This is a genomic window from Kitasatospora sp. Xyl93, from assembly GCF_055383135.1.
In genome coordinates, this window is the sequence record NZ_AP029185.1 from 8,249,651 (window position 1) to 8,266,879 (window position 17,229).

Sequence of the window (17,229 nt, forward strand, 5' to 3'; positions counted from 1 at the left end):
CGGCGTCGTGCCGGGTGTCGTCAAGGCCCGCACCGCGGGTTCGGCCCGCAGGTGAACACGTGCGGGTTGCAGGTGTCGCAGGTGCGGCAGGTGGCCCCGCGGCAGGTGTCGCAGGTGGCGTCCTCGCAGGTGCGGCAGGTGTCGCCGGGGCAGGTCTGGCACGTGGCGGCGAACTCGGTGCGGCAGGGATCGCCCGTGGCGAACCTGCGCGTGCCGCCGGGGACGCCGGGGGAGGCGCCGCACCCCGGGCCCGCGGTGCGGCGCAGGGTGTCCGCGGTGGCGGGTACCGGGCCGGCCATGCGCCGGCAGGTGGCGTCGAAGGTGGCGCACCCCGGGCCCGCGGTGCAGCGCAGGGTGTCGAGGGGGTCGCACAGCGGGCCCGCGGTGCAGTGGAACGTGGGGACGGTGCCGCACACGCCGACCGTGCACCGGCAGGTGGCGTCGAAGGTCGCGCATCCCTCCTGCGCGGTGCACCGGAAGGTGTCCGCCGTGCAGCCGGCGCCGAAGTCCGTCGGGCAGTCGACGTCGGTGACGCACAGGCGCCGGGTGCGGCAGCCGTCGAAGGTCGGCCCCGGCAGGGTGACCGGCCCGGGTGCCCCCGCCCCGGCCCGGCGCGGTCGCTCCAGGCGTAGGTCGAGGTCGAACTCGTCCACGGGGGCGGCCGTCTGGACCCGGGTGAAGTGGACGGTGGCGTCGCGACGCAGGGTGACGGTGGTGGCGTCGTGTCCGACGAACGGCGGTCGGTCGCCTGCGACGGTGTCTGCGGACAGGACGTCGGCGGAGGCGAACTCGGCGTAGTAGTCGAGCTGTGTGTTGAAGTACAGGCGCCGGAACCCGGCGCGGTCGCTGTCGCCGAGCAGGCCGCTGAGGGTCAGCGTCCTGGCCGGCCGTTCGGAGGGACCGGGCAGGTTCCTCGCGACGAAGTCGTCCTGGGGGCGGTCGCCGATGCCGCCGGGCCCATCGGGTCCGGAGTCCTTGTCGGCCATGTCAACCTCGGGTGCTACTGGAGCGGTTCCCGCCGCTTCCCCCTGGTGTGCGGGATGTCGTCAGAACCGGCACCGCGTGAACGGTCCGCAGGTGAACACGTGCGGATTGCAGGTGTCGCAGGTGATGCAGGTGCCCTGGTCGCACGTGTCGCAGGTGTTCTCGCCGCAGGTCACGCAGGTGTTCTCACCGCAGGTGACGCAGGTGGCCCCCCGGCAGGTGGCGCAGGTGAAGCAGGTCACGCAGGTGGCGGCCCGGTCGCAGGTGTGGCAGGTCGCCTCGACGCACGTGACGCAGGTGTTCTCGCCGCAGGTGGCGCAGGTCTGCCGGAAGCAGGTGCCCTCGCAGGTGGCGCCCGCACAGGTGGCGCACGTGCCGTTCTCGGTGAACCCGCACGTGCGCGGCTTGCAGACGGTGAACCCCGTCGGACAGTCGACGTCGGTGAAGCAGGCGAACTCGGTGACGCAGTCGCCGAACGTCGGCCCGGGGCACTCGGCCTCCCAGGTCTGCGGGTCGGCGGGCTGCGTCGTGGGCACCGTACCGGCCCGGCGCGGCTGCGCCAGGCGTAGGTCGAGGTCGAACTCGTCCACGGGGGCGGCCGTCTGGACCCGGGTGAAGTGGACGGTGGCGTCGCGACGCAGGGTGACGGTGGTGGCGTCGTGGCCGACGAACGGTGGCCGGTCGCCTGCGACGGTGTCTGCGGACAGGACGTCGGCGGAGGCGAACTCGGCGTAGTAGTCGAGCTGTGTGTTGAAGTACAGGCGCCGGAAGCCGGCGCGGTCGCTGTCGCCGAGCAGGCCGCTGAGGGTCAGCGTCCTGGCCGGCCGTTCGGAGGGACCGGGCAGGTTCCTCGCGACGAAGTCGTCCTGGGGGCGGTCGCCGATGCCGCCGGGCCCATCGGGTCCGGAGTCCTTGTCGGCCATGTCAACCTCGGGTGCTATTGGAGCGGTCGCCGTCTTGCGCGTCGGCGACGGTTGCGCAGCGTACGCGCCCGACGCGGGGCGCGTGCGGGGTGCGCGCCCGCGGGGGTGGGTGTGCGCGGGGGACGCGCGCGCCGCACCGTCGGCCTGTCAGTGCTCCTGCGGCATGCCGCACGTCACGAGGTTCCAGGCCGTGGGGCGGGGAGCCGTGTGCCGGTCGTGTCAACTCTGTGTCACTGTCGTCGTGTTCTCTTCTTCTATTGTGGGCCGGACCGCTCCTGTCCGCACGGCCTTGGGGCTGCCGGCCTGCCAGTTCCAGGTGGTGATTGTTTCGCGTAGTCGGTGGGCGGGGTCGGGTAGGCGTGCCTGCTTGTTCCAGAGGAGGGTCAGGCGGCGTCGGCAGTGGGGGTTGTCGATGTCGATCCATACGAGCGGTAGGCGGGTGGAGGCGTGTCGGGCGAGGCCGGGTACCAGGGCGATGCCCAGGCCGGCGCTGATCAGTTCGGCGATGGCGGCGGCTTCGTCGCTTTCGCAGACGATTCGCGGTTCCAGGCCGTGGGCGGCGAACAGTCCCTCCAGCAGGCGCCGTTGCCAGTGTCCGGGGGGCGCGGCGATGAACGGCCGCCCGGCGAGCTCCTCGACGCCTACCGGCCGGCCGGTCGTGGCGTGGTGGGCCAGCGGGTCGTCCACCGGCACGGCCAGTCCGACTTCTTCGTCGAGCAGCAGGAGTGATTCCAGGCCTTCGGCGGTTACGGGCTGGGAGGCCACGGCGAGGTCGATGTCCTGGGCCCGTAGCCGTCGGGCCATCTCCTGGGCGGACAGCTGGTGCAGTTCGACCTCCACCCCGGGGTGGTCGCGCTTGAACGCCGCCAGCGGTCCGCTGAAGGCCAGGAAGGTCTCCGAGGCCAGCCGTACCGTGCCCAGCCCCTGTCCGGCCGCCTGGGCCACCGCCCGCCGGCCTGCCTCGAGTTCGCCCAGCGAGCGCTCCACGTAGCCGCGGAACAGCCGTCCGGCCGCGTTCAGCCGCAGCCGCCCGCCCCTCTCGAACAGCGGTGTGCCCAGCTCGGCCTCCAGCCGGGCGACGGAGCGGCTCAACGACGGCTGCGCGACGCGCAGTTCCTCGGCCGCCCGGCTCAGGTGCTCCAGCCGTGCCACCGCCAGGAACTGCGTGAGCGTGTTCAGGTCCAACCCGGGCCCCCATGCCTCCACGGTCATAACGCCATAGCAATACCGATCTTAGACACGATAGCCGTGCCGTCATAACGTCAGGAGCGGCGCCGCGCACCGCCCCGACCGCGGCCCGATGTCAGCGTGAGGAAGGACGCCCATGGCCATCGCCGCCCACAGGACCCCACCCGAGAATGCGGCCCGGTCCGCCGCGGGGGAGCGGACCGGGCCCGCCGGACGGACCCTGCGCGCCTTGGCCGCCGCCCACACCGTCGCCCTCTTCGGCCAGCCCGTCTTCGCCGGCGTCTACCTCAGCGGCGACTACGACGCCCTGGGCTGGCACGCCGCCGGCGCCGACACCGTCACCTCCCTCGGCTACCTCCAGCTGGTCGCCGCCCTCGTGTGCCGCATCCGGCTGCGCCGTTCCTGGCCGCTGGCCGGCGCCTTCGCCGTGGCCGTGGCCGAGAGCGTCCAGTACTTCGCCGGCCTGGGCGGCGCCCTGTGGCTGCACCTGCCGCTGGGCGTGGCGACCATCGCGGCCACCGTCGTGCTCACCATCGCCCTCTGGCGCACCCCGCTGCCCCCGCGCCGACCCGCCCGCCGGGAGGACGACCGTGCCTGAGCCCCACGACCGTCCCGAGCCGCCCCACGGCCGTCCCGAGCTGCCCCACGACCACCCCGGCCCCGGCGACCGCCCCGAGCCTTACGGCCGTCCCGGGTCCGGCGGCCGTTCCGAGTCGGGCGACCGCGACCGCCCCGGTGGCGGTCCCCGTCCGCTGGGTCTGACGCGTCGTCAGGTCCTGGGTGTCGGTGGCGCGTTCGGCTTGCTCACCACGGCCTCGCTCGCCACCGCCGCCGCTCTGGCCCGCCGTCCCGCCGCCACCGGTGCCCAGTTGCGCAGCACCGCCGCGTTGCCGCCGCCCTACCGGGTGGCGCTGCCGCTGCCCGCCGTGGCCAGGCCCGTGTCCACCGACGGCGGTACCGACCGTTACGAGATCGTCCAGCGTGAGAGCGCCGCCGAGATCCTGCCCGGCCTCACCACCCGGCTGTGGACCTACGACGGCACCTTCCCCGGTCCCACTGTCGAGGCCCGCCGCGGACAGCCCGTCACCGTCACCCACCGCAACGAACTGCCGGTGCCCACGGTCGTCCACCTCCACGGCGGCCGTACCCCCGCTCACCATGACGGCTATCCCACTGACCTCGTCCTGCCCGCCGCCTGGCCCCAGACCCCGCACACCACGCCCGGCCCGGGCCACGCGGGCGGCCACGCCGGCGGCGGGGGCGGCGCGGACGGTCACGGGGGTGGTCACGCGATGGTCGACCCGCGTGCCGTCACCAGCCGTCTCAGCCGCGACTACACCTTCCCCAACGACCAGCGTCCCGCCATGCTCTGGTACCACGACCACCGCATGGACTTCACCGCCCCCGCCATCTGGCGTGGCCTGGCGGGCCTGCACATCGTGCGCGACGACGCCGAGGACGCCCTCGGCCTGCCCGCCGGCGCCCGCGAGGTCCCTCTCGTGATCACCGACCGCGCGTTCGCCGCCGACGGCTCCCTCGTCTACCCCGCCCTCGACCCCGGTCTGCGTGAGCGACCCGGTGTCACCGGACCCCATCTCGCCGGCGTCCTGGGTGACGTCGTCCTCGTCAACGGCGCCCCCTGGCCCGTCCACGAGACCGACGCCGCTCGCCACCGCCTGCGCCTGCTCAACGCCTCCAACGCCCGCCACTACGAGATCGAGGCCCTCACCGAGGACGGCCGGCGCCTGGACCTGGTCCAGATCGGCGCCGACCAGGGCCTGCTCGCCGCCCCCGTCACCCACCGCAGCCTGCCGATCGCCCCCGCCGAACGCTACGACCTCGTCGTCGACTTCGCCGCCGCCCCGGTCGGCTCCCTGGTCCGCCTCGTCAACCGCCTCGGCACCGGCCGCACCCGCGACGTCATGGCCTTCCGCATCGCCCGCCGCGCGGCCGCCGACGACAGCCGCGTCCCACCCGTCCTGTCCACCGACCTGCCCCGCTGGCGCCGCGAGGACGCCGTACGCACCCGCGACTTCGCCTTCCGCGCCGGCCGCACGAACAACGGCCACGGCTGGCTCATCGGGGGCCGGCCCTTCGACCCCGCCCGCACCGACGTCACCGTCCCCCTCGGCGACACCGAGATCTGGCGCCTGATCGCCGACGTCCACCACCCCGTCCACCTCCACCTGGTGGGCTTTCGCGTCCTCACCCGCGGCGGCCGACCCCCGCTGCCCCACGACGCCGGCCTCAAGGACACCGTCTCACTGCGCCCGGGAGAGTCCGCGGAGATCATCACCCGCTTCGACGGCTACCGCGGCCGCTACCTCTTCCACTGCCACAACGCCGAACACGAGGACATGGGCATGATGGCCAACCTGGAAGTCGTCTGAGACCGATCCGTCCCCACCCGGGGGCACGTGCCGGACCTTCACGGGCCCCTCACCAGATGATCACCGCGCCGCCGTGGTCCCGACCCCCGCCGTACGGGGTGGTCCACTCCAATTCCCTTCGCACACCCCCGAGCTGCGAAAGGCCACCACCCCATGACCCGCCCCACCGCCGACCGGATGCTGCGCGAGGCCGCCGCCCGCCTGGACCGCCGCCGCTTCCTCACCGTCACCTCGGCCGCCGCCGCGCTCGCCTTCAGCGTCGACCTGCCCACCGCCCACGCCGCCGACGCCGACATCGCCCCACGCGCCGTCGGCGCCGACCCCTTCACCCTCGGTGTGGCCTCCGGCGACGCCACCAGCGAAGCCGTCGTCCTGTGGACCCGCCTGGCCCCGCGCCCCCTGGAACCCGGCGCCGGCCTGCCGCCCACCGGCTCCGTCACGGTCGGCTGGGAGATCGCCCGCGACGAGAGGTTCCGCCGCGTCGAACGCCGCGGCACCGCCCGCGCCCACGCCGAGTTCGCCTACGCCCTCCACGTGGACGCCGACGGCCTCGACGCCGGCCGCGAGTACTGGTACCGCTTCACCCTCGGCCCCTGGACCAGTCCCACCGGCCGCACCCGCACCCTGCCGCCGCGCGGCCGCAAGACCGACAGCGCCCGCATCGCCCTCGTCTCCTGCCAGGCCTACGAGGACGGCTACTTCACCGCCTACCGCCACCTCGCCGGCGAGGACGTCGACGCCGTCTTCCACGTCGGCGACTACATCTACGAGTACGCCATCGACGCCGCCGGCGGCGACCGCAAGTACACCGACCGCACCCTGGCCCCCCACTTCAACCACGAGACCACCACCCTGGAGGACTACCGGCTGCGGTACAGCCTCTACAAGAACGACCCCGACCTCCAGGCCGCCCACGCCGCCCACCCCTGGTACGTCACCTGGGACGACCACGAGGTCGAGAACAACTACGCTGCCGCCGTCCCGGAGAAGAACCAGGACCCCGCCCCCTTCGTCGCCCGCCGCGCCGCCGCCTACCGCGCCTACTGGGAGAACCAGCCGCTGCGCATGCCCCAGCCGCGCGGCACCGACCTCACCCTCTACCGGCGCGTCCACTTCGGCCGCCTCGCGCAGTTCGACATCCTCGACACCCGCCAGTACCGCGACGACCAGGCCAACGGCGACGGCTGGCAGTACCCCACCCCCGACTCCCAGGCCACCGGGCGCACCCTGATGGGCGCCACCCAGGAACGCTGGTTCGCCGACGGCCTGCGCCACTCCAAGGCCACCTGGAACGTCGTGCCCCAGCAGGTCGTCTTCTCCCGCCGCAAGAACACCACCGCCGAGCGCTCCAAGCTCTCCATGGACGCCTGGGACGGCTACCCCGCCGCCCGCGAGCGCTTCCTGACGGCCGTCGACCAGGCCGGCGTCCAGAACCTCGTCCTGCTCACCGGCGACGTGCACGTGGCCTACGCCCTGGACGTCAAGCGCGACTTCGACGACCCGAACTCCCGCACGGTGGGCGTGGAGTTCGTCGGCACCTCGATCAGCAGCGACGGCGACGGCGAGCAGAGGCCGTCCAACTGGGCCACCCTCATGGCCGCCAACCCGCACCTGAAGTTCTACGACGGGCGCCGCGGCTACACCGTCCTCACCCTGGACCGCCACCGCGCCCGCGCCGACTACCGGGTGGTCTCCCACATCACCCGCCCCGGCGGCACCCTGTCCACCGCCGCCTCCTTCGCCACCGAGGCCGGCAACCCGGGCATCCGCCCCGCCTGACTCCCGCCCCGCCTGATCCCCGCCCCGGCGCCACCCTGTCCACCGCCGAGGCCCGGTCCCGCCGCCACGAGGGAGGCGGCGGGACCGGGCGCTCAGTCGTCCCCGAGGATCCGGCCGACGACGGTCGCGGCCTGCCGCGGGTGAGCCTCCAGCCACGCGCCCACGTGCTCCCGCACCGCCTCGGCGACGCAGTCGCGCACCGCGGCGTTGCCGAGCACGTCGCGGGTGGAGCCGAGGAACTCGGGCTCGTCGAGCTTCACCGACACCACCGCCGTCAGGCCCGCCCCGACCAGCCCGGCGCCCGGGCCGGTGTCCAGGCCGCCGACCAGCCCGGCGCCCGGCTCGGTGGCGGGCAGGGGGCGGCGGCGGACGTAGGCGTCGATGGCGGCCGCCAGCCCGTCGCGCAGCCCGAGTTCGTGGCTGCCGCCGCGGGGGGTGGGCCGGCTGTTGGCGAAGCTGCGCACCCGTTCCTCGCCGCCGCCGCGCCACCGCAGGGCCACCTCCACCGTCCCCGCCATCCGCGGATCCTCGCCCTCGAAGCCGATGACGTCCGTGACGGCGGGAGCCTCGTGCGGGCCGTCGAGGAGGTCGAGGAGGTCCCGCAGCCCGCCGGGGAAGCGGAACCGGGCCGCGCGCCTGCCGCCAGGGTGGCGTTCGTCGGTCAGTGAGACGTCCAAGTCCCGGTTCAGCAAGGCCAGTTCCCGAAAGCGGTCGGCCAACTCGTCGAACGGCAGCCGCGCGCCGGCGAAGATGTCGGGGTCCGGCCAGAAGGCGATGACGGTCCCGCTGCCGGCCGCCGGCCCCATGGCGGTGAGCGGGCCCAGCGCGGCGCCGCGCGCGTACTCCTGCACCCGGCACACCCCGTCGCGCCGCACCTCGGCCGTCATCCGGCTCGACAGGACGTTGACGACGAAGGGCCCCACACCCACGTAGCCGACCGTCACGTGGTGGCGGCCGCGGGGCCCCGCCTCGGAGCGCATTTGGGTCAGCAGGGCCTCCACGTCCCCCTCGCCCGGGCCGTCGTCGGCGACGCGCACCGCGCCGTCGGCCGTCAGGGTGATCTCGACGCGCCCGGCCCGGCCCGCCAGGACCTCGTTCACCGCCCGGTCGGCGACCTCGAACACCATCTGCGCCAGGCCGTGTTCACCGGTCGATCCGATGTACATGCCGGGCCGCTTGCGAACGGCCTCCCCGCCCTCCAGTACCTGGATGCGGGCGGCGGTGTACGGGTTGGTGTCCTGGCTCACGGGCTTCTCCTCCGAAGGCGGCCGGGCAGAGCTCCACAGCCTAGGCGAATTTCCGCATAACGCCAGGTCAATCCCCATGCGCCAAAGGCGTGGACGGCCGCATGGGCGCCCGGCCCGAGGCACCCGAGCCCCGGCACTGCGGGGTCGGCGCCGCCGCGCGGCCGGGCCACCGTCCGAGCCCCGCACGGGGCCGTTTCACCCACCCCCGAGGACGGCCGATTCCACAAATTTTTCGCCCGCGTCCCGCGTCCCGCGTCCCGCGTCCCGCGTCCCGCGTCCCGCAGACCCGGTGGCCCGGGGCCCGGGTGCGACTGTCACAGATCGGGCCGCTGTCCGGTCCACAGGTGTGACAGGACGGCGCACCCGCGGCGCGCCGTCGACGCCTTCGGTTGACGCTCGTCAACCCGCCCGGAGGAGAACACCATGAGCCGCCGTCGTCTGCTCGGCGGTGGCCGTTGTCGTCACTGGGTGTCCATCGCCTGGCCGATCCGCGGCCGCAGGCCGGCGGGGACCCCGAACAGGTCGCAGATCACCGTCATGGGCAGCGGCAGCGGCAGCGGCAGGGCGCGGCGCAGGTCCACGGTCTCGCCGGGGCCGAGTGTGCGCAACGCGTCAACCAGGGCGGCGGTCGTCGCTTCGATCCGGGGGCGCAGCGCGGACACCCAGCGGGGTGAGGACGAGGGCGCCGTCCGCCGTCGTGTGAAGCGGTGTTCCTCGCCGTGGAGGTCGAAGAAGTTCTGTTGGGGGGCCGGCGGCCCCATCGGCCACCCCTGGGGCACCGAGGCCGGGGCGGGCCAGTGCTTGCGCGGATCGCGTGAGATGCGCGGATCACCGAGGCGCGGGTCACGGACCAGGCGATGATGGCGCCGGGGAGTTCGACCCGCACGGCGGGCCCGGCGCGGTGCAGTTGCGCGCCCTGCTGGTGCAGGGCCTGCCCGGACGTATTCAGGACCGGGGCAGCGGCTGTCGTCCGGAGCCATGGCATCGCTGCTCGGGATCCCGCACGGGTCACCCTGCTGGGCCGCGCCGGGGGCGCGGGCCGTCGTGTCCGGGGCCTGTGCTCCGTTGTGGATTGGCCCGCCGCGGCCGTTGACGGGGTGCCGTGGCCCGGCGCGGAGACGGCCGGTGGTCCTGCGCGGCCGGTAGGGCCGGGTCTGGGCGCTCACGCGGGGCGGAAGGCCTCGTCGGCGGTGCGTGGGAGTCGGCGGGGCCGGTTTCCCGCGCGTGCGGGGGGTGTCGCGTGGCGGCTGGTCTGGACCGTTTGCCTGTGGTCTTGCCCGGGGGTCGTCGGGGTCTGACATGCTGTGCGGGTGTCGAGGAAGCACAAGCGCGCCGTGACCCTGGCGCAGATGGTGGCGGCGCTGCCGTCCCCGGCGGCGGGGAAGCCGGGTGGCGCGCATGTCGGCCCGCCCGTGAGGGCCGGCGGCTTCACGGACGCCGACGGCTGTTGCTGGCGGCTGGCCCGCGGGCCGCTGGATCCCCGCAGGGCCAGGCGGCTGTCGGTCGAGGCCGACATGATGTCGATGGGCACCTGCTACGACGAGCGGGTCGGGCGGTGGCTTCCGCGCTTCCTGACGGCGGGGGAACGCCCGGCCGCGTGGCTCGAAGCGCGTGCCCGGTTCGGTGTCGACGACCTGCCGATCCATGAGGCGTACGAGTTCACCGCGGACGACGGCCGCGTTCTGCTCTTCATCGAGACGTACTGCTGACCTCGCGCCTCGGCGGCTGCCGCCGGGCGGCCCCGCCCCGGCCGTGCCCCCGCCGTCGCCGTCGGCGGGGACACGGCGGGGGTGTCGGGGGTGTCGTCGTGGTCGTGCCCGGGTGCGGTGCACGGCCTCCGCTGCCGGGCCGGGTCAGGGGCGCCGGGCGAGTCGGTGCGGGCCGAGGTAGTAGGACAGGGCGGCGTGTGACGGGCCGTCAGCGATGTCGCCGTTCGTCAGCCGCCGTACCACCTCGGCTTCGGCCACCCACTCCGCGCGGGTCGCCTCGGACACGTCCTCGGGTTCGCCGATCCGGGTGCAGCCGGTGGCGTGGTAGGCGTGGAAGCGGGCGTCGCTGATGCCGGCCATGGCGTCGTACGCGGTCAACGGCTCGACCCGGCCGGGGCGCCAGCCGGTCTCCTCCTCGACCTCGCGGGCGACGGCCGCCGTCGGCTCCTCGCCGGGCTCGGCCCAGCCCGCCGGGACCTCCCAGCCCCAGCGGCCGGTGATGAACCGGTGCCGGTAGAGGAGGAGGAACTCGCCGGCCTCGTTGGTGACGACGGCGGTGGTCGAGGTGCGGGGGTAGCGGACGACGTGGTGGTCGATCCGGCCGACACCGGGGATGTCGACGTCGTCCAGCCACACCTCGACCCACGGGCTCCCGAACACCTGCCGACGCCCGAACACCTTCCACTCCACCGGTAACCTCCCTCACACGCCCCACCGTTGGGATCCCGACTCTCCCACGCCGCGCGGTGACGGGCTCGGACTGCTTCGGGAGGAGACACGGCGGGCACGCCACCATGCCGAGCGGGAGGCACACGCGCCACCCGCTGCGGCGGCCCAACTGCCGTGCGCGGGAAGTCGACTCCGGCGACTTCCAGAGTGTGCCGGGGGCCGTGTTGCCCGTGCGGGGCTGGTCTGCTTCGTGCGCGCGGGAAGTCGATTCGGGCGACTTCCCGCGTGTGGGGGTGGTTCGGGTGAGTGGTGTCTGTGCCCGGCCTATCTGGGGGGTCTTGGTCGTGTCGGCTTTGTACGCGGGTGGTGCCGCCTTGCCTTCGGGGTCGGCTGTTTCGTGCGCGGGAAGTCGATTCTGCCGACTTCCCGCGTGTGCTGGTGGTGGTCGGGTGGTGGGGGTTACCGGCCGTCTGGTGGGGGGTCGGTTGTGCCGCTGTTGCGTGCGGGGGGCCATGTGGCGTTGCTTTCGGTGCTGGGTGAGGCGCGGGGGTTCGCTGATTCTTGAAGCTGGAACGCTCGGAACTCGACCGTTGGTGAAGGTTCAGGTAGCGGTTTGATGCGGGTTCCGGGTTTGATCTTCGAGTCGGGACGAGGGGTTGTCGGCGATGTGACGGCCTGCGGGACCTCGCGGCTGGCCACGTGATCAGGCATTGCGGCACGACGCTCATTTGTGTGAGGACGTCGGGCTGCTGCCCGAGGGCTGAGCCGTGGCCGGGTACTGGGTGTGCGGCGGGAACGCGGTGGAGCGATGGGCCTTCGTCTTGTCGGCCAAGCTGCTGTGCCCGGCTCTGGATGAGATCCGCGGTCTGCTGGACAGCCCGGTGGAGGAGAGCTGGCTGCGGCAGCGGACGGCCGCTCGGACGCCGGGATGCTGTCTGCCCCGCCGGGGTGGGGCAGATAGGTGGGCTCTCAGCTGGTCTGGCCGCTTTGCCCGGCGGTCTGGGTGATGGTGAGGTGGACGAACTCGGCGGGGCGCACGGGTGCGACGCCGATGTCGCAGACGACCTTGGCGTCGGCGATGGTCTCGGCTGTGTTGTTGGTGCGGTCGCAGACCACGTAGAACGCCTCGTTCGGTGTGCGTCCCATGAGGGCACCCTGTCGCCACTGGTCGGTGAGGAACGAGGTCACGCAGTGGCGGAGCGCCGCCCACAGCCGCTCGTCGTTGGGCTCGAAGATCGCCCAGGTCGTGGACTGGTGGATGGAGTCGGAGAGGTAGGAGACCAGGCGGCGGACGTTGAGGTAGCGCCAGTCGCGGGTGGTCGACCTGGTGCGGGCGCCCCACACGAGCGGGCCCCGGTCCGGAAAGACCCGCAGGCAGTTGACGCCATTCGCGTTCAGCTCACCGTGCTCGTCGTCCGTGAGGACGTTCTGGAGCTTGAGGACGCCGCGGAGGTTCTGGTTGGCGGGGGCCTTGAAGACGCCGCGTTCGGTGTCGGTGCGGGCCCAGACGCCCGCCACGTGACCGCACGGCGGCACGGTGCGCTCGACGGCGTCGACACCATGGACGGTGATCCACGGGTAGTACAGGGTGGTGAAGGCGGCGGAGTCGCAGTCGCGCGCGTCGAGCGTGTCGGCGAAGGCCCCCACCTGGGCGGGGTCCAGGCCGGGCGGCGGGTCGAGGATCGCCAGCCGGTTGCTCTGCTCGGTGCAGTGCTTCACGACCTCGGCCATCCTGCTCACCCCCGCGGCGTGGTCGGGCGCGGGGGCCTCCTTCTCGGAGGAGACGTCCGCAGTCATGTCCCAGAGGCTGGGGACGGCGACCATGGTGACCTCGGGAACGGTCTCCAGGCCGGCGAGGCCGGTGCGGGTGTCCTTGTTCCCCTTGAGGTCCTCGGGCGAGACGGCGCTGTGCGGGCTGGTGAAGCCCACCACGTAGCAGGCGTGCCCGCCGTTGGCGAAGAACCCGTACACCGCTTCCGCCAGGGGCAGGCACCGCTGCAGCGTGTGAATCGCGGCCGGGTCGGTCGCGTTCGCGAGGTCCTTGGCAATTCCCGCGACGCTGTAGCGGGCGGCGAACTCCTGCCGGCTCCGGATCTTCTGCGGGACGGCACGTTCGGTGTCGGTGAACGGCGTGGGGCCGTGTCCGGGGCGTCGTCGCCAGAGGTCTTCGTGTAGCCGAGGAACGCCGGTACCGATATGCTCGCCCCGGTGATCGTGCGTACTCCGCTGGGGAGTTCCGTCACGAAGACCCCGGGCGGGTTCTGGCTGGACATCCACACTCCTTGAGATGAGAGGCCCGCTGCTGAGGCGAACGGCAAAGCCGTACCAACCCCAGCGCAGCGCGCCGCCCGGTGCCCCCCGGCGGAGGGCAAACCACCTGTTCGGATGAAGCCTCCGTGTCGGCGCGCCCGAACGCCTTGGCCATTTGCCCCGCCCTGCGCCTGGTGCCGCCGACGTCCAAACGCGGGTCATCGCAGCGCGATGACCGCCTCGCGCCGGGGCGGCCGGCTATCGGGGCAGCTTCGCGGTCCGCTCCGGGTGGGCCGCGGCGACGTACCGCATGGCGGTCTCGTCGTTGATCCCGAAGAGCAATGCCGTGACGACGCTCGTGGTCAGCCAGTGGGAACCCGCGCGAACTCCACTGGTTTCGTGCGTGGGAAGTGGATTCCGTCGACTTGCTGTGGGTGTTGGTGGGTTGGGGAAGGTCTGGCCGTCCTGCGTGGGAAGTTGGTTGTGTCGACTTCCTGTGCGTTGGGGTGGTCGGGGGACTGGTGCCTGGCGCCCGGCCGCCTGTGGGGGAGGTTGGTGGTTTCGGCGCTGTGCGCGGGTGGTGCCGCCTCGCGTTCGGGGCTGGCTGTTCTCGCGCGCGAGAAGTCGATGCCGCCGACTTCTCGTGAGTGCGGGGGTGGTCGGGCGGTCGGGGTCTCCTGGTCGGCTGGTGGGGAGGTCGGCCGTGCCGCCGTTGCACGCGGGCGGCTTCGTCGCCTTGCCGTCGGTGTTGGCTGTTTCGTGCGCGGGAAGTCGGCTCTTCGACTTCTCGTGCGGGCCGGGTGGTTGGGGGTTTCCCGGTTGTTCTGTGTGTGTGGGGCGGCTGGTTGGGGAGGGGTGTTTGGTGTGTGGGGGGATTGGCGGGGCCGGTTTGCCGCGCGCGCGGGGGGCCGTGTTGCCCGTGCGGGGCTGGCTGTTTCACGCGTGGGAAGTCGATTCTGCCGACTTCCTGTGCGTTGGGGTTCGGGTGAGTGGTGCCTGCGCCCGGCCAATCCGGGGAGTGTTGGTCGTGCCGGCTTTGCGCGCGGGTGGCCGCGTCGCCTTGCCGTCGGGGCTGGGTGTTTCGTGCGTGGGATGTCGATGCCGCCGACTTCTCGTGCGTGCGGGGGTGGTCGGGTGGTTGGGGCCTCCTGGCCGTCTGGTGGGGAGGTCGGCCGTGTCGGCTTTGCGCGCGGGCGGCCGTGTCATCTTGCCTTTGGGCTGGCTGTTTCGTGTGGGGAGGTTGGCTCTGTCGACGTCTGGTGGGGGTTGGGGGGTGGGTGGTTGGGGTTTTCGGGTTGTTCGGTGGGGGGTCGGTTGGTTGGGTTGGGGTGTTTGGTGTGTGGGTGGGGCCGGTTTCCCGCGTGGGTGTGGGGGGTTATGTGTGGGTGGTGGTGTGGGTGTGGCGGGTGAGGGAGTCGAGGGTGACGGCGGTGAGGAGGACGGTGCCGGTGATCATGTATTGGATGGCTTGGGTGGCGTGGATCATGTCGAGGCCGGTGGTGATGGTTTGGATGACGAGGATGCCGAGGAGGGCGGTGCGGGTGTTGCCGCGTCCGCCGAAGAGGCTGGTGCCGCCGATGACGGCGGCGGCGATCGCGCTCATGAGGACGTTGCCGCTGCCGAGTTGTTTGTCGGCGGAGCCTTGTTGGGAGGCGTAGAACAGGCCGCCGAGGGCGGCGAGGAAAGCGGCGAGGATGAAGACGGTGGTCCGTGTTCGGGTGATGTTGATGCCTGCGCGGCGGGCGGCTTCGACGTTGCCGCCGATGGCGAGGACCTGTCGGCCGTAGCGGGTGCGGCGCAGGACGAAGTCGGTGGTCAGGACGGCGGTGAGTAGGACGACCAGGGACAGGGGCAGGCCGCGGTCCTGGTTGAGGGTGTAGGCGGTGGTGAGGGTGAGTGCGGCGAGGGCGCCGGCGCGTATGGCGCTGTCGGTGGTGGGGGGTGCGGTGAGGCCGGCGGCGCGGCGGCGGCGGGCGGTGCGCAGGCGGGCGGTGAGGTAGAGGGCGGGGGCGAGGACGGCCAGGGTCCAGGCGTAGGCGATGTCGCCGTCGCCGAGGAAGGTGGTGTCCAGGCTCGCGATGATGCCGTGGTGGCGGTTGTTGACGGTGCCGGCGTCGCCCAGGACCCATTCCTGTAGGCCGTTCCAGGCGAGCATGCCGGCGAGGGTGACGACGAAGGCGGGTACGCCGACGCGGGCGAAGAAGAAGCCGTGCAGCAGGCCCATGGCGCAGGCCGCGCCGAGGGCGGTGAGGATGGCGAGCCACTCGGGCAGGTCCTGGCGTACGGCGAGGACGGCGGCGAGGGCGGCGCTGGCGCCGGCCACCGAGCCGAGGGAGAGGTCGATCTCGCCGAGGATCAGTACGAAGACGACGCCGACCGCGATCAGGCCGGGGCCGGCGATGAAGCGGGTGATGTTGGTGAGGTTGTCGGCTTGCAGGAAGTGGTGGGTGACGGACTGGAAGACGGCCGCGATGACGATCAGGCCGACGACGACCGGCAGTGAGCCGAGCTCGCCGCGGGCCAGGCGGTGGCGGGCGGCGGTGGCGTGGGCGGCCCAGCCCCGCGGGGGCTGGTGCAGCCGCGGGTCGACGGCCGGGACGGCACCGCCGGCGGCGGCACCGGCACCGCCGGCCGGGACGGCAGCGCCACCGGTGGCATCGGCACCGCCGGAGGGGATGTCGGCGGCAGCGGCACCGCTGGAGGGGACGGTGGCACCGCCGGAGGGGGCGGCAGCGGGGACGTCGGCGGTATCGGCACCGTTGGAGGGGGCGGCATCGGCACCGCTGGAGGGGGCGGCATCGGCACCGCTGGAGGGGATGTCGGTGGCATCGGCACCGTTGGAGGGGACAGTGGCACCGCTGGCCGGGACGGCAGCGCCGCCGGTGGCATCGGCACCGCCGGAGGGGACGGTGGTGCCGTCGGTGGGGACGGTGGTGCCGTTGGTGGGGGTGGGTGTTTCGGGGGTGTTCATTCGGCGTCGGCCTTCTGGGTGTGGCGGGCCCGGCGGCGGGCGTGGGCGTTGTCGGTGGCGCCGGTGATGGCGGCGATGATCTGTTCCTGGGTGGTGTCCGCGACCGGGAACACGCCGTTGTTGCGGCCCAGGCGTAGCACGGCGACGGTGTCGGCGACCGCCCGTACGTCGGCCATGTTGTGGCTGACCAGTACGACTGCCAGGCCCTGTTCGCGTAGTCGTTCCACGAGGTCCAGGACTTGGGCGGTCTGTTCGACGCCGAGGGCTGCGGTGGGTTCGTCCAGGATTACCAGGGCCGGTTCGCCGACCAGTGCGCGGGCGATGGCCACGACCTGGCGCTGTCCGCCGGACAGTGCGGCCACCGGGGTGCGCACGTCGGGGATGCGGATGGCGAGGGTGTCCAGCAGCCGGCGGGCGTGCTGTTCCATGGCGACTTCGTCGAGCAGGCCGCGGCGGTGTTTCTCGTGGCCGAGGAAGAGGTTGGCGATGACGTCGAGGTTGTCGCACAGCGCGAGGTCCTGGTAGACGGTCGCGATGCCGAGGGCGGTGGCGTCCTGGGGGCGGGCCAGGCGTACGGGGTCGCCGTGCCAGGTGAGGGTGCCGTCGTCCACGGGGTGGACGCCGGCGATGGTCTTGACGAGGGTGGACTTGCCGGCGCCGTTGTCGCCGACGAGGGCGAGGACCTCTCCGGCGTGGACGGTGAGGTCGACGTCGGTGAGGGCCTGGACGGCACCGAAGCGCTTGGAGGCCGAGCGCAGCTGGAGGACGGGTGCGCCTGTCACGGGAACAACCACCTTGGGGGAGCGGCTACTTGGGGCGGTACCGGGCGGTGCGGGCGGTGCGGGCGGTACTGGAGCGAATCCGGAGCGAATCCGGGGCGGTACGGGCGGTGCGGGCGGTGCCGGGGCGGTGCCTGGGCGGTGCCGGGAGATACCGGGGAGATACCGGGCGGTGCCGGGGCGAATCCGGGGCGGTGCGGGTGATACCGGAGCGAATCCGGGGCGGTGCCGGGAGATTCCGGGGCGGTGCCGGGCGGTGCCGGGGCGGTGCCGGGGCCGTGCGGCGGTGCCGGGTGGTGCCGGGCCGTGCGGGGCGGTGCGGGGCGGTGCCGGGGCGGTG

13 protein-coding genes are annotated in these 17,229 nt (G+C 73.1%); 4 read left to right on the forward strand and 9 right to left on the reverse strand.

The genetic code is table 11. The features are described from left to right. Positions 1–20: 20 nt before the first annotated feature. From ACZ5GH_RS35635 to ACZ5GH_RS35645, 3 genes are all read right to left on the reverse strand, one after another. The gene (locus ACZ5GH_RS35635) at positions 21–986 is read right to left on the reverse strand and encodes a hypothetical protein (RefSeq protein ID WP_464336414.1); all 966 of its coding nucleotides are present in this window, start codon (positions 984–986) and stop codon (positions 21–23) included. A 60-nt stretch (positions 987–1,046) separates the two neighbouring features. Further along, positions 1,047–1,907, reverse strand: coding sequence for a hypothetical protein (locus tag ACZ5GH_RS35640; protein WP_464336415.1), 861 nt, complete (start codon positions 1,905–1,907; stop codon positions 1,047–1,049). 219 nt (positions 1,908–2,126) lie between these two features. Beyond that, positions 2,127–3,119, reverse strand: a complete 993-nt coding sequence (locus tag ACZ5GH_RS35645; protein WP_464336416.1) for a LysR family transcriptional regulator — start codon at positions 3,117–3,119, stop codon at positions 2,127–2,129. Between the two features lie 112 nt (positions 3,120–3,231). On the opposite strand from ACZ5GH_RS35645, the gene ACZ5GH_RS35650 reads away from it, so the two are divergent. The 3 genes from ACZ5GH_RS35650 (at position 3,232) to ACZ5GH_RS35660 (ending at position 7,264) form a co-directional block, all read left to right on the forward strand. Further along, positions 3,232–3,693, forward strand: coding sequence for a hypothetical protein (locus tag ACZ5GH_RS35650; RefSeq protein WP_464336417.1), 462 nt, complete (start codon positions 3,232–3,234; stop codon positions 3,691–3,693). Continuing rightward, a complete protein-coding gene (locus ACZ5GH_RS35655) occupies positions 3,686–5,485 on the forward strand; it encodes a multicopper oxidase family protein (RefSeq protein ID WP_464336418.1) in 1,800 nt (599 codons plus the stop codon). Before ACZ5GH_RS35650 ends, ACZ5GH_RS35655 begins: the two co-directional genes overlap by 8 nt. 153 nt (positions 5,486–5,638) lie before the next feature. After that, positions 5,639–7,264: an alkaline phosphatase D family protein gene (locus ACZ5GH_RS35660; protein ID WP_464336419.1), complete on the forward strand. Its 1,626-nt coding sequence runs from the start codon at positions 5,639–5,641 to the stop codon at positions 7,262–7,264. Positions 7,265–7,356: 92 nt separating this feature from the next. On the opposite strand, the gene ACZ5GH_RS35665 is transcribed toward ACZ5GH_RS35660, so the two are convergent. Both ACZ5GH_RS35665 and ACZ5GH_RS35670 read right to left on the reverse strand, forming a co-directional pair. Beyond that, positions 7,357–8,511: a DNA gyrase subunit B gene (locus ACZ5GH_RS35665; protein ID WP_464336420.1), complete on the reverse strand. Its 1,155-nt coding sequence runs from the start codon at positions 8,509–8,511 to the stop codon at positions 7,357–7,359. A 461-nt stretch (positions 8,512–8,972) separates the two neighbouring features. Then, the gene (locus ACZ5GH_RS35670) at positions 8,973–9,272 is read right to left on the reverse strand and encodes a hypothetical protein (RefSeq protein WP_464336421.1); all 300 of its coding nucleotides are present in this window, start codon (positions 9,270–9,272) and stop codon (positions 8,973–8,975) included. Positions 9,273–9,821: 549 nt separating this feature from the next. On the opposite strand from ACZ5GH_RS35670, the gene ACZ5GH_RS35675 reads away from it, so the two are divergent. Further along, positions 9,822–10,220 carry a hypothetical protein gene (locus ACZ5GH_RS35675; protein ID WP_464336422.1) on the forward strand — a complete coding sequence of 133 codons (399 nt, stop codon included), beginning with the start codon at positions 9,822–9,824 and terminating at the stop codon, positions 10,218–10,220. A gap of 144 nt (positions 10,221–10,364) precedes the next feature. Here the strand turns inward: ACZ5GH_RS35675 and ACZ5GH_RS35680 are convergent, their stop codons facing one another. From ACZ5GH_RS35680 to ACZ5GH_RS35695, 4 genes are all read right to left on the reverse strand, one after another. Next, positions 10,365–10,910, reverse strand: a complete 546-nt coding sequence (locus tag ACZ5GH_RS35680; protein WP_387756094.1) for an NUDIX hydrolase — start codon at positions 10,908–10,910, stop codon at positions 10,365–10,367. Between the two features lie 948 nt (positions 10,911–11,858). After that, positions 11,859–12,860, reverse strand: a complete 1,002-nt coding sequence (locus ACZ5GH_RS35685; protein ID WP_464336423.1) for a phage tail sheath family protein — start codon at positions 12,858–12,860, stop codon at positions 11,859–11,861. Between the two features lie 1,654 nt (positions 12,861–14,514). Then, complete coding sequence (locus ACZ5GH_RS35690; protein ID WP_464336424.1) at positions 14,515–16,110, reverse strand: sugar ABC transporter permease; 1,596 nt, start codon at positions 16,108–16,110, stop codon at positions 14,515–14,517. Beyond that, positions 16,107–16,892 (reverse strand): ATP-binding cassette domain-containing protein, encoded by a 786-nt coding sequence (locus tag ACZ5GH_RS35695; protein WP_464336425.1) that lies wholly within the window; start codon positions 16,890–16,892, stop codon positions 16,107–16,109. The genes ACZ5GH_RS35690 and ACZ5GH_RS35695 overlap by 4 nt, the downstream gene beginning before the upstream one ends. Between the last annotated feature and the right edge of the window lie 337 nt (positions 16,893–17,229).